The 13,044-nt window shown below is 54.6% G+C and carries 10 protein-coding genes and 2 pseudogenes; 6 read left to right on the forward strand and 6 right to left on the reverse strand.

Translation table 11 applies throughout. The annotated features are described in order from the left end of the window. The 3 genes and pseudogenes from ACBR42_RS16055 to ACBR42_RS16065 all read left to right on the forward strand — a co-directional run. A pseudogene (locus tag ACBR42_RS16055) lies at nt 1-275 on the forward strand (ATP-binding protein); the annotation flags it as partial. A 212-nt stretch (nt 276-487) separates the two neighbouring features. Beyond that, nucleotides 488-1,921 (forward strand): IS110 family transposase, encoded by a 1,434-nt coding sequence (locus tag ACBR42_RS16060; RefSeq protein ID WP_371208688.1) that lies wholly within the window; start codon nt 488-490, stop codon nt 1,919-1,921. A 35-nt stretch (nt 1,922-1,956) separates the two neighbouring features. Beyond that, a pseudogene (locus ACBR42_RS16065) lies at nt 1,957-2,388 on the forward strand (ATP-binding protein); the annotation flags it as partial. Nucleotides 2,389-2,524: 136 nt separating this feature from the next. Here ACBR42_RS16065 and ACBR42_RS16070 read toward each other — a convergent pair. The 6 genes from ACBR42_RS16070 to ACBR42_RS16095 all read right to left on the reverse strand — a co-directional run bounded on the left by ACBR42_RS16070 (nt 2,525) and on the right by ACBR42_RS16095 (nt 9,427). Next, a protein-coding gene (locus ACBR42_RS16070) for an IS5 family transposase (protein ID WP_371208689.1) occupies nt 2,525-3,303 on the reverse strand; the annotation gives its coding sequence in 2 pieces (ribosomal slippage) (nt 2,525-2,976 and nt 2,976-3,303; 780 coding nt in all). An 84-nt stretch (nt 3,304-3,387) separates the two neighbouring features. Beyond that, entirely contained in the window at nt 3,388-5,178 is a 1,791-nt protein-coding gene (locus tag ACBR42_RS16075; protein ID WP_102326220.1) for an NAD-dependent malic enzyme, read from the reverse strand. Nucleotides 5,179-5,242: 64 nt separating this feature from the next. Further along, nucleotides 5,243-5,800 carry a lipocalin-like domain-containing protein gene (locus ACBR42_RS16080; RefSeq protein ID WP_371208690.1) on the reverse strand — a complete coding sequence of 186 codons (558 nt, stop codon included), beginning with the start codon at nt 5,798-5,800 and terminating at the stop codon, nt 5,243-5,245. A 24-nt stretch (nt 5,801-5,824) separates the two neighbouring features. After that, nucleotides 5,825-7,234, reverse strand: a complete 1,410-nt coding sequence (locus tag ACBR42_RS16085; RefSeq protein WP_371208691.1) for a cytochrome c — start codon at nt 7,232-7,234, stop codon at nt 5,825-5,827. Continuing rightward, nucleotides 7,227-8,870 (reverse strand): GMC family oxidoreductase, encoded by a 1,644-nt coding sequence (locus ACBR42_RS16090; protein ID WP_371208692.1) that lies wholly within the window; start codon nt 8,868-8,870, stop codon nt 7,227-7,229. The genes ACBR42_RS16085 and ACBR42_RS16090 overlap by 8 nt, the downstream gene beginning before the upstream one ends. A gap of 20 nt (nt 8,871-8,890) precedes the next feature. Continuing rightward, entirely contained in the window at nt 8,891-9,427 is a 537-nt protein-coding gene (locus tag ACBR42_RS16095) for a sorbitol dehydrogenase family protein (protein WP_371208693.1), read from the reverse strand. A 501-nt stretch (nt 9,428-9,928) separates the two neighbouring features. Here ACBR42_RS16095 and ACBR42_RS16100 point away from each other — a divergent pair. The 3 genes from ACBR42_RS16100 to ACBR42_RS16110 all read left to right on the forward strand — a co-directional run bounded on the left by ACBR42_RS16100 (nt 9,929) and on the right by ACBR42_RS16110 (nt 12,908). Next, nucleotides 9,929-11,356, forward strand: coding sequence for a sensor histidine kinase (locus tag ACBR42_RS16100; protein ID WP_371208694.1), 1,428 nt, complete (start codon nt 9,929-9,931; stop codon nt 11,354-11,356). Then, nucleotides 11,353-11,997, forward strand: a complete 645-nt coding sequence (gene fixJ / locus ACBR42_RS16105; protein ID WP_102326209.1) for a response regulator FixJ — start codon at nt 11,353-11,355, stop codon at nt 11,995-11,997. Before ACBR42_RS16100 ends, fixJ begins: the two co-directional genes overlap by 4 nt. Nucleotides 11,998-12,269: 272 nt before the next feature. Then, on the forward strand, nt 12,270-12,908 hold the full coding sequence (locus tag ACBR42_RS16110; RefSeq protein WP_371208695.1) for a tyrosine-type recombinase/integrase: 639 nt from the start codon (nt 12,270-12,272) through the stop codon (nt 12,906-12,908). The last annotated feature ends 136 nt before the right edge of the window (nt 12,909-13,044 follow it).

The raw sequence follows: 13,044 nt of genomic DNA on the forward strand, positions 1-13,044 counted from the left end.
AGCAGGGCGCACCTGCCTTCGAGGCGGCTATCCCCATCCTCTCACAACTCCTGAAGGCGGAACTGGCCGAACGCGAAGTGCGCTCCATCGCCTACCAGACAAAGACCGCCCGGTTCCCCGCCTATAAAGACCTGTCCGGGTTCTCCTTTGCCGATACGCAGGTCAACGAGCCCATGATCCGCCAGCTCCATGGCGGGGACTTCATCGAGCGTGCTGAGAATGTCGTGCTGATCGGTGGCCCGGGAACCGGGAAAACCCAGGTATCGATAGCGGTGCCGGGTCTGATGCCACGGGGAAGACGAAGGAGCCTTGGCTTCGACGATGTGATTGCGGATCAGACCCGGTTCCCGGCATGCCGGGAACCGGGTCTATGGTGTCGACACGAACCAGGCCGGTTCGGGTTCGAAGACCTTGAGAGATCCGCCGATCGTCTCGTTACCGTGAACCAGCCTACCCGGTCCGGCCGCGCCGACGGGGCAAGAGTAACATGATTGTGGCGCCCGATCTTCACCAAGACGAATGGCCACGAATGACCTACCTGACTGTGACCTCGGCGTTGGTTCCCATCCTGAAAGGACCGACGATGACATTGCGCACTATCGGCATCGATCTCGCCATCCGTGGCGATCATGTCGCCCAGATCTACGACGATGGACGCCCCGTCGGACGTGCCATACGATTTCGACACGACACGCCTTCCCTGATCACGTTCGTTCAGAGAGCCCGTGCCGGAATGACGGCGGATGACCATACCCAGGCCGTTATGGAACCGACGGGCATGAGTTGGTTTCCGGTCGCCCATCATCTCGCGGACGTCGGTATCGCTGTCGCCCGCGTCAAGGGAAAGCGCGTAAAGGCTCTTCGCCGTTACCTGTCCGAACACGCCAAGACAGATCTTGCGGATGCTCAGGTTCTCGCCGCCATACCGTCGTTTGGAGGACCGCGGCTCGACCCTGTCCACATCCCGGAAGCCCGTAGCCACGCCCTGCAGCGTCTGACCAAGCAGCGAAGCCGGTTTCAGGACAACGTCGCCGACGCCAAACGGCGGCTGCTCGATCTCATCCGCTGGGCCTCTCCCAAACTTGAGGGAGCCTTGCCGGATTTGACGACGCGGCTGTCTCTGGCCCTGTTGCAACGATGGTTCGATCCGGCCGCCGTGCTGAAGGCGCGTCCCACGACCCTCACGAAATACATTGCGGCCCATGCCAGCGGCAATCATCCGCATAGCGGGCCATTCGTCGACAGGCTGGTCGAGGGTCTGCGTGAGGCCGCGCGACACGCACAAGGTCTTCATGGCAGACACGTCGATTTCGGCGAATTGCAGATCGAGATTGCAACCGAGGTCGACATCATCCTGGCAAAGCTCCGGGCGATCGTCACGCTCGAGCAGCGGATCGCGGATCTGTATGCGGAACTGGACCCGAAGGCTCTTCTGGCCAGTATTCCCGGCATCGGACGCCATCTTGGCCCGACCCTTCTGGGTATCCTGCACGACGTCGGACGCTTCCAGTCCGAGCGTCACATGCGCGGTTTCTGCGGCCTCTTTCCGAGACGGGCTGACAGCGGCGGTTCCGAGCGTCCCGGCCAGACTATCACAAAAAGCGGCAACGACCGCATCAAGCGCGCACTTATCCTTGCTGCCGACACCGCGAGGAAAATCGACCCGGAACTCGCCGAAATCTACCGGAAAATGATGGTGGTAAAAGGACACCATCACAAACAGGCGCTCTGCGCCATCGCCAATCGTCTGGCAAACCGCATCTACAGTGTCCTCAAGCAGGGACGGCCCTACGTGCTCCGCGATATCGACGGTTCTCCGCTTACCGTCGCCCAGGCGAAAGCGATCATTCTCGAACGCTACCGTGTGCCAGACAGCGTCCGCGCCGGCCGACGCGCAAACCGAGCCGAAATCACGCCCTGAAACAGCAAAAACCGCTTGCGCTCTCGGTACAAGATCACCTGGCGACCGCCCTGGCCATCCAGGCGATCACCCATCACAGGAAGAAGGCGCGCTTCTGGTCAACGGTCGACCTGGTCAATGCGCTCGAACAGGAAAAAACCGCCAACCGGGCCGGGCAGATTGCCGACAGGCTGCTCCGTCTGGATCTCGTGATCCTTGATGAACTCGGTTATCTCCCCTTCAGCGCGTCTGGCGGCGCCCTGCTGTTCCATCTGCTCAGCCGCCTCTACGAGCGCACCAGTGTCATCATCACAACCAATCTGAGCTTCAGTGAATGGGGAGACGTCTTTGGTGACCCGAAGATGACAACGGCGCTCCTCGATCGGCTGACCCATCACTGTCATATCCTCGAGACAGGAAATGACAGCTACAGGTTCCGCGCCAGCACCGCCGCGTCAAAAAACAGAAAGGACAGATCCCCTTCTTGACCGCCCACCCGACTATGCCTGAAATAGCAGCTGGCTGGGTCAATTCCTGATGAAAAACCCGGGTCAGTTCTCAGTGAAAATCAACACTTCAGAATCAGATCGATTCATCATCAACCCAACCCATCAAATCCCGGGACTAGGTTCTGTTGACAAAAGATGGTAGCCACAACTTGATGGCTGCGAGGTTGAGAAAGGCGAGGAAAGATTTTCTTGTCTTGTCATATCGTGTGGCGATGCGTCGGAACTGCTTCAGCTTGTTAAACATCCGCTCGATACGGTTGCGATCCCTGTAACAACGGAAATCGCAGGGAATATCCTCTGTGCGATTTGAACGCGGCGGGATAACAGGAAGAATACCTCGAAAAAGTAGGTTCTCCCGTATCCTGTCACTATCATACCCCTTGTCGGCCAGAAGTTGGTGCGGTGTAGCGACCGGCAGATCCATCAGGGCGTCAGCGCTGGAATAATCAGAAACTTCACCACCAGTCAGGTCGAAGCCAAGAGGGCGTCCCTGACCGTCAGCACGGGCGTGGATCTTGCTCGTAAAGCCGCCGCGGCTTCGACCAAAGCCTTCCTTATGAGTCCCCCTTTTGCGCCAGCCGCCTGGCTGTGACCCCGGACGACCGTGCTGTCGATCATGTGCTGCCAGTCATCGGTCAGACCGAGCTCAACCAGCGTTTCCAGCAGAGCGTCCCAGACGCCTTGCTCTGCCCATCGTCGGAACCTCACATAGACTGAGTTCCATTTTCCATAGCGTTCGTGCATGTCCCGCCACGGACAACCGACACGCAAAACATAAAGCATGCCGTTAAGAAACAGACGATTATCCTGTGCTGGTCGGGACCAACGGCCACGCTCAGCCGGTAACAGACTGCCAATAATCGCCCATTCCTCGTCCGTCAGGTCGCCACGCATTCACTGGTCTCCGCAAAGCCCAGTCTTGAATCACATCTCCAACAGCCTGAAAAGGTCTTTTGTCAACAGAACCTAAACACCTAACTAAACCGCGGTCACAATTCCATAAACAGGCCACCACTGATGTACATTCACGGCTTCAACTATATCCGTGATTTCAGACTGCGCCAGACCCTGCTCCTGCGCCTTGCGGGCAACCTCGATGGCGACAACGCTTGATGTTGCACGAAGGTCTGCGTTGGACGGTAGAAGGGCCGAACCGGGAGCGGTATCTGTTGCTTGGCTGGCGACTGCTTGTGCTGCAGAAAAGATCATTTCGTCAGAAACCTGACGTGCGCGCGATACGATTGTCCCAAAGCCAAGGCCCGGATACAAGGCGGCATTGTTCGCCTGCCCTATTGTGTAGGAAACGCCCTGATAGACAACGTTATCAAACGGGGCACCCGTTGCGACGAGCACTCGCCCTTCCGTCCATTCAATAAGCTGGGTGGGTGTAGCTTCGTGAAGGTTGGTCGGGTTGGATAGCGGAAGAATAATCGGTCGCTCGGCATGCGCGGCCATATCCTTCACCAGTTCTTCGGTAAAGAGGTGGGGGGTCGTTGAGGTGCCGATCAGAATGGTCGGATGCACATTTTTGACGACTTCAGCCAGTTCGATAATGCCGCCATTCTGTGCTTTTTCACGCCGGAGGGTAGCCATTGCTGGCCATCTGGTTTCGGTGGCGGCCAGAGTATCGGCTGAGGTAAGAGCCCATGACTCAACTTCAGAAGCGGGTCTGGCATAGCTTACTTGAAAATCAAGAAGTCCATGCGTCATGTCATCGGTCAGCAGGCCGGGCAGATCCACCAACCAGATGCGACGGGTTGCTTCGTCCTGTGACAGGCCATGCCGTACCATCTGGTGACGAATTTGATCGGCAATGCCCACGCCGGCCGTCCCGGCGCCCAGAATGACCACACGCTGATCGGACCAGAGGGTATTGCTGCGCTGGACTGCATTGAGCAATGCCGCCAGCACAATGGCGCCGGTTCCCTGCATATCGTCGTTAAAGGTGGGAACCTTGTCACGGAAACGGCTTAAAATACGGCGGGCATTTGTTGAGCCGAAGTCTTCCCAGTGCAGCATGGCTTTGGGGAAGAGTTTTTTGGCGGCTGTTACATAGGCATCGATAAAATCGTCATAAACCTTGCCGACAACGCGGCTATGCCGATATCCGATATAGAGTGGATCGTTGAGAAGTTTTTCATTATTTGTTCCAACATCCAGAACAACCGGAATCACGCGGTGCGGGTCAACGCCTGCTGCGGCTGTATAGACGGCCAGTTTACCGATGGAGATATCAATTCCGTTGGCCCCCCAGTCACCAATGCCAAGAATTTCTTCCGCATCACTGGCAACTAGAAGGTCAATGTCGTCGGCGCTGGCGCCAAACGCCGCGAGTTTTTCCTCAATTTTCTCAGGCTCGTTAATGCTGAGAAAAACACCGCGCGGGCGGGTTATGACTTCACTATACTGCTCTATGGCCTGCCCAACGACAGGATCGTACACAACGGGCAGCATTTCCATGAGATGACGCTGGAGCAAGGCGTAAAACAGCGTCACGTTGTTATCATGAAGCCTCCACATGTAAATGTGCTTATCGAGATCGCTTGGTGCTTTGCGATAAGCAGAAAGAGCACGGATTAACTGGGGTTCCAGCTCAGTTGTTATGACCGGTGGTAGCAGCCCGTTCAGTTCGAGAGAATCCCGCTCCTCGTGGGTAAAGGCTGTGCCTTTATTGAGCGCGGGGTCACGCAAAACATTATAGCCTCTGGCTGTCGTCTCGATTTTTCTCGATTTTCCTGTGCCAGTAATCTTTGCCTGTCTGCTAAACATCTATCTCTCCTAGAGTGGTTTTATTTTCATAATTCTGAAATTTAGAGATCAGGAATGATACAGATCATTCAATCCGTTTAAATCGAATGATGCTGCGTGACAGCTTGCCAGAGTCCCAGTTAGGCATTTTACGCCATGGTGTAATGACATTGGCGTAATCGTCATTAATTTCTATGGTGCGTCTTTGCTCTGTTCCAACCCACTCCGGCGCCCACGCTGTCTGCACATTGGTCACCCATTGGTTGCCTTCAACTCTGTAACGACCGATATATGCAACGAGTGTTTTCATCAAATGAGCGCGGTCTGCATCTGTTTTTGCAGGCTGTCGATCACTGCCTTCAAGATTGAAGGCAACCCACCCATCAGGCGTGAAAATGACACGCCCACGGGGCGATGATCCCATGGCATCAATCATTTTACCTGTTTCTTTGTCTTCCACTTTGTAAGAAACAAGCCCCCACACGCCAACGATATTTTTTTTCAGATTGGCTGTTTCTGCGGATATTGACGTGGTTTCTTTTGTATCCTGTGCACATGCGGGCACTTCGGCGGTTAATACACTGACTGCACATACAGAAATCACTGATTTTACATACAAGGAAATATGTTTTTCTAAGGCCATGAAAGTTACTCCCCTTTTCGTCTTTTATTTACGGAATGTCCGCAAAAGCCAGAAACACCCAAGTGCGATGAGAATGGCTCCCCCGGCCATGCCGATACGGCTTAAAACGAGTAGTGGCGATTTTGGGCCACCCTGACGGATCGTGGCGACTTGTGCTGGTGATACAGAAACCTGAGGCCTGCCATATGTATCAAAAACATATTTTGTAAGTTTGGCTATTTTCTCATCATCGAGCTGTACAGCATCTGTTTTCTTTCCGCCAAAGCCGGGCATGAATGCTTGGGTGCCTGCAACATAACGGTCAACACCAAAAAGAATGGTCGCAATCAGATTGTCCGGGTTGGAGGCGCCTGTAACGGAGTTGTGCCATAAAAACGGATAATATCCGTCGCGACTGCCCTGTGCCTTGTAGTTATGGCAGGATGCACAATTTCCCATGAACAGTTCAGCACCAGAAATATCGGGATTGTCTTCCGACCGGATGGGTTGATCGCCTCTGACACGGTCTGCACTGGAAACCAGCTTTCCAAGAGCAAAGCGCGAAAGATTTCCATCAGCAGGGTCACGCACTGGCTGTGTTGATACAAGGTATGCCGCCAGGGCGTTCAGGTCTGCCTCTGTCAGGTGCTGGAAACTGTGTTCGACGGCTTCTCCCATACCACCTGCGGCCTGTGCCAGACCGTCTATATGGCCTGATTTCAGGTAGGTCTTGATTTCATCCTGCGACCAGTTTCCTATGCCACTGATTTTGTCCGAGGTGATATTGGGAGCATACCACGAACCAAGGCTCGCGCCCCCAAGGGCTTTGGAGGTCTCTTCCTGCATAAGAAAGCCACGAGGCGTGTGGCAGGTTCCGCAATGCGCTGGCCCCAGTGCGAGATAAGCCCCTCTGTTCCATTCTGCCGAGTGTTGCGGGTCAGGATGGAAAACCGTGTTGTTACGAAATAGGATATTCCAGAACATCATTGAGCTGCGGATGTTCATTGGAAAAGGCAGGGCCGTTTTTGGCGGAGCGTTTTCGACCGGCTGAATGGATTTCATGAAATACAGGTACAGGTCGTGTATGTCCTGATCTGTCATATAAGAATATGCTGTATAAGGCATTGCAGGGTAGAGATTGCTCCCATCCTTGCGGATACCTTTGCGGACAGCACGAGAGAAATCCGCTTCGCTATACTCGCCGATACCATATGTTTTGGATGGCGTGATGTTGGTTGAGTACATCGTGCCCAGCGGCGTTTTCATGGCCAGACCACCGGCAAACGGCTTGCCGCCCGGCGCGGTATGGCAGGCGACGCAGTCTGATGTGACCGCTATGTAGGCACCCGGATCTGTATTACTGCCATCTTCGGCTGACGCGGCGCTGCACAGGAGTATCGGCCCCGCCAAAGCAGCAAGGAATGAGAGCCTGAAGGCCTGTATGGTTCTAAGCATGGTTCAGTTGCCTGACGATTGCATCCGCAGCTTTAAGCGCCAATGCGGCCATAGTGATTGTGCTGTTCCCGCTGCCACCGGTCGTCATTGCGCCACCACCAGGCAGGAAAAGATTGTCATGGTCATGGGCCCGGCAATCTGCATCCACAACTGAATCGCTTGGATCGTTGCCCATGATCGTGCCTCCCATGATATGATCGCTGTGCAAGAATTCAGGTGAAATATTGATATTTGTCGCGCCGAGTGCAGTGGCCAGTTTTTTAAGAAGGGGAACGGTATAGTTTTCAGCACTTCTCCTTACATAGTCGCCTACATCGTAATAGATGCTAGGGCGGTTGAGGCCGAGCCAATCCTTTTTGTCTGATAGGGTCAGGCGGTTGAAGGGGAGCGGAAGCGGTTCGTGCTCAACGGTCAGGCGGGCTGTGCAGGCTGAAAGGCGACGAATTTCCTGATCAAGGGCTTTTCCGTAAAGACCTTTTTCAAGAGCGGCCAAGCCCCCGAGTGTGCTTCGCGCCATGTTTTCCATTCGGAACATGGCACCGGCATACTCACGCCGGAAATCACCCTGGCTTGTGTTCATGATACTGCTGCTCTGAACGGGGCCTACGCCGGTCCAGAGCGGTTCCGACATTTCAATGTCCGCAATCAACTTTGGCTGATCCATCATGTTGCGGCCGACCTGATCTGAACTATTGGCGACACCACGGGGGTTTTTGTCATCAGCGGATAAAAGAAGGAGCTTGGGCGTTTCTATGCCATTGCATGCCAGCACAAAGATCTTGCCTGAAACGGAATGTGAGGTTCTGTTCGGGTCGTAGTAGTGAACGGCCTCGACCTTCTTCTGGGCATTTGTTTCAATGCGATAGGCGACAGCATTCGTGATGATCCTGCCTCCTTTTGCCTCGATGCGGGGCAAGGCAGTTGCCGCATCGTATTTTGCGGCGATCGGGCAGATTGGAAAGCAGTTATTGTTTCCGCAGCACGGGGGGCGGCCATCAAACGAAACGCCGCTGTTGCGCGCTTGCGGGGCGGGGAGGTTCTGCATGCCAATGGTTGCTGCAACATCGGTCAACCGCTGCTCGCCCGGACCAAAGGGAATGGGTCCCATCGGGTAGGGGCGAGAGCGCGCAGTACGCGGCGGCCATTGCAGTGCTGGGTCACCGGGGCCGCAGACACCCATCGCATACTCTGCCCGCGCATAGTAGGGTTCGAGCACATCATAGCTAAAGGCCCAGTCACGCCCTACGCCATAGAGGCTTTTAAGCCGCAGGTCATCGGGCGTCATGCGCCAGCAGATACCGGCCCAGTGCCAGGTGGCGCCGCCGGCGTAACGCACGTAACCCTGCTCGTATGCTTTGGCATTCGGCCCTGTCAGGTCAAGATACGATGCGGCCTCAGTCGGGGTGCGTGTTTCAAGGTGCGGAGCCCATGGCTTGGGGGGATACGGGGCATTCCAGTGGTTGCGCAGTGTGGGGGGTAGGTTACGGTAATTTTCAACGATTGTATCGCGACCGACACGGGGGCCTGCCTCGAGCATGAGCACGGAGAGCCCGGCATCAAGGGCCTGTTCTGCGATCAGGCAGCCGACTACGCCAGTACCGACGATGACGACATCGCTGTTGAGAGTGGAGGGCATGAACAATTCTCCAGAGAAGTTCAGAACGCAGGCATGTTCAGGAGGGAAACGGCAGTTGCATTCCATGCATTGGGTGCTGACTTCGCGTAGGAGGGGATCGTCATGACATCGTTGGTGACTTTGAACATGAGCGCCTCTTCAAAGGCGACAACGCGATCGCCCGATTTGCCGTGCACTACGCCTGAATACCAGGCTGATATTATTTTCAAGGCTGAGTTTTTCAGTGCCACATCAGTCAGTGCCGGCATGAGATGTTCAACATCGACAACAGCATTTTTCTTAATGAAACCCTGAAGTGCAGTGACTGTATTGTCAAAACCCTCTTCGGTCTCGCTGAGCGCGTTGTAGATTTTGTGACCGACAAAGGGGTCGAGTTCGTGTGGAACAAGAAGTTTCGAGAGAAGCATGAACTGTAATACGCTGTCAGGCTCATGCATTTGCCCGGTTGCTGCAGCAAGGGTCCGAGATTGTACAACGCTGGCGGCGGTGGCAAGCACACTCATGCCAAGCAGCAGGCCTCGTCGGTTTATTGTGAATTCCGTATGAAAGGGTGTCATCTGCTTGCTCCTGCACGCATAAGTTTTATTATGTGGTTGTCCCGATAGCTGAGTGGACTTGAATATATAAATAAATATTTTTGGAAATATTTATTTATATATTCAAGAGTGGAGAGGGTTTGTTGGAATGTTGTGGGTGACATGTGTGCTATAATTGCATTAATGAAATTATAAATTACAACTATAGTATTAATATAATTGAATATTATTGCAGGAAATTAAAAATAACGCTGCCGCATGATAGATATTAAATTAAATATGATATTATGGTGACCTCTATACTATTCTATGGAAAACCATAAATTGTTTCGATCAAGATCGAAGCCCTCCATCTTTTGCAACCACCACAATGAGTGAAGCTGTTGAGAGCTTAAAGTTGCAGCTTTTTCTGAATCAAGGATACTACGTACAATTACGGAGTTGCTTTTGTCTGGTCGATCGTTCACCGCCAAAGTGAGAGCGTCATTGAGGGACTTCTGGGATCTGTCAAATCAAGAGATCATGGTGCGGGCACGCCACAGGCACCTCGTAACCGCTTCTCTGGCTGCGTTGGGGCTCGTGATACTGGGGGCGCTTTCACGCTGTCTGATCTCCCCGCTTCTTGGCAGCACCAGAACATTGTTTCTCCTTCTTCTTCCCGGGGTGCTTGTTGGCGCTGTGACTGGCGGCCTCTTGCCCGGTCTCGTTGCGGCGATCCTTGCCTCGGCGCTGGGTTCCCTGCTTTTGGCGTATGATGGCGCCCCGTCAATCGAAAATTGGGTTGAAACGCTTCTGTTTGCGACACTCTGCGTTCTGATCACCTGTGGGGGCGAATGGCTGCTGCGCGCTCGCAGGCGGACGGCTGCGATGGCGCAACGCATCCTCGAACGCGAAACCCATCTACGTTCCATCCTCGATGCAGTTCCCGATGCCATAATCATTCTGGATGAGCAGGGCATTGTGCGGTCATTCAGTCATGCGGCCGAGACTCTTCTGAGATGGAATGCGATGGAGGCGATTGGAGTGAATATCGCGGCCATCGTCCCGGAGCTTGGTGCGCCTCCGGTTCTCGACAGACAGGGGTTTGCGTCAACTGCCCGTCGGGGGGACGAGACGACGATCCCCGTCGATCTGTCCATAGGTCGCCTGAGTTCGGGAGGGCGGCCATTTGTGATTGTTTTCCTTCGTGACCTTACGGAGCGTGAGGAGGCGGATCGCCGCATGCGACAGTTGCAGGCCGAAGTCACGCATATCTCCCGCCTGTCGGCAATGGGTGAGATGGCGGCCACACTGGCGCATGAACTCAACCAGCCACTGACGGCAATTACAAATTTTCTCAATGGCAGCCGTCGTCTTCTGCAAACGGGAAGCGGGCAGAACGAGCGCGTGCAGGAGGCCATGGACAAAGCGGTGGCACAAGCTCTGAGGGCAGGCCAGATCATACGATCCTTGCGGGAGTTCGTCTCGCGAGGAGAAGGGGATCTGGGGCTGCAGAGCCTGACAGCGCTTGTAGAGGAGATGGCGGTGCTGGCGCTGGTCGGCATTGCGGAGCGCGGGATCAATGTGTCCTTTCGGCTGGATTCCAATGTCGATCAGGTCATCGCGGACAAGATCCAGATTCAGCAGGTGCTGCTCAACTTAATCCGTAATGCCGTGGAAGCTATGGAGGATTGCGACGAGCGACGCCTTGTCGTCGCAATTGACGCCTTCGAGGGCATGGCGCGAATTAGCGTGACGGATTCCGGGGCTGGAGTAAGTCCGGAGATCGCAGGTAAGCTGTTTGAGCCTTTCTCGACAACGAAGGATCATGGCATGGGGGTAGGCCTGTCGATTTGCCGCACCATCGTCGAGGCTCATGGAGGGCGCATCTGGGCGCAGCCTGAACCCGAAGGTGGGACGTGTTTTCTTTTTACGCTCCCCTGCGCCCGGATAGAGGGGTTTGGCGAATGAAACCTGATTGTATCGTTCATGTGATCGACGATGACGAGGCCGTGCGTGAGTCCCTTGCCTTTCTGCTGCTTGCATCGGGGTATACCGCACGGACCTATTCATCGGCGGATGAATTCCTCAGTATTCTCGATCAGATCGCGCATGGTTGCGTCGTCACCGATATCCGGATGCCCGGTATGGACGGCCTTGATCTCGTCAGCCATCTTCAGGACATCAGGCCAGTCTTGCCGGTCATCGTGATCACGGGACATGCCGATGTCCCTCTGGCTGTGCAGGCGATGAAGGCTGGCGCTCGTGACTTCATCGAAAAACCGTTCGACGATCATTCCATCCTCGAGGCGGTGGCTTCTGCTCTGCAAAGTGGCGACGAGATCAGTGCCGGCCGGACGCCGGCGCATGTCGTTCGTCAGCGGATCGCCGTTCTGACGAATAGGGAACGACAGGTTCTCCGCGGTCTTGTTGATGGCCAATCGAACAAAGCTATTGCGCGCGAGCTTGAAATAAGCCCGCGAACCATAGAGATTTATCGAGCCAATCTCATGACGAAAATGGACGCTCGTACTCTATCCGAATTGGTGCGGATGGCGCTCGTGGCGGGAGAGCAGCTAGCGTATCCGTCAACGCCTCCTTCACTGACCTAATATGCCAGTTGACTCTGCCAGACATCGTCCTCAATTGGGCGGCCCTGAGGGTCGCAAAGGTGCCTCTTCCGATCTTACGTTTAATAAGTGATACGTCCGCTTATGGCTAGATCAGCCCAATAGCGAACGGTCTGGCACCGCCTCATGTCGGTCATAAGCGGAGCCGTTCAAGTTTCCGTAAAGCGGACGGTCGGCAATAATTCTCGTTATCCGCCGATGTCCTCCTCCAGACTTCTGATTGCTGCATGAGCAGCTGATCAGGAGAAAGTATCATGGAAAAGAAAACGCGTTTTCCATCGCCTACGCTGAAGGCGTCCGTGCCTTGGAATGCAGGAAAAATGGTTGGCGCCAAGCGGGCGCTTAAAGAAAAGCACGTCTGGGCTATTCGGTTCTGGCTGGGGAGCGAACAGCGTATCAGAGACAGAGCTTTATTTGATCTTGCTCTCGATAGCAAACTCAGAGGCTGCGATCTTGTCAGCCTTCGTATCGGCGACATCGTTACCAGTGGTCAGGTGCGCCACCGAGCCATGGTCGTCCAGCAGAAAACCCGGCGACCTGTGCAATTCGAAATTACAGAAACAACGCGCGTAAGTGTGCGGACGTGGTTGGAGCATCGCGGTGGTGGCCCGAATGAGTATGTTTTTCCAAGTCGCCTAAGCGCCAAAGCTCACCTGAGCACAAGGCAATACGCCCGGCTTTTGGATCAATGGGTTCAGGCGGTGGGACTGATCGCCGGGGAATATGGAACTCATTCGCTCCGCCGGACTAAGGTTGCCATGATTTACAAACGAACCGGTAATATTCGAGCCGTGCAGATCCTGCTGGGTCATTCAAAACTGGATAGTACGGTTCGATACCTTGGGGTGGATGTAGAGGACGCTCTGGCACTGTCGGAAGCCACGGATCTCTGAAATCGAATAGTAAGCTCCCGGCGACTGACGCCTTGCTGAATACTTCTGGCCTGGTTCAGCTATGAAGCATGAACGATTTAAGAGATAGGGACGCGGTACTACCTGCGAGTGTCGCAGGTAGTACCGCAGAGAGGCT

Origin of the sequence: Komagataeibacter sp. SM21, from assembly GCF_041402665.1 — a bacterium.
GTDB lineage: Bacteria > Pseudomonadota > Alphaproteobacteria > Acetobacterales > Acetobacteraceae > Komagataeibacter > Komagataeibacter saccharivorans.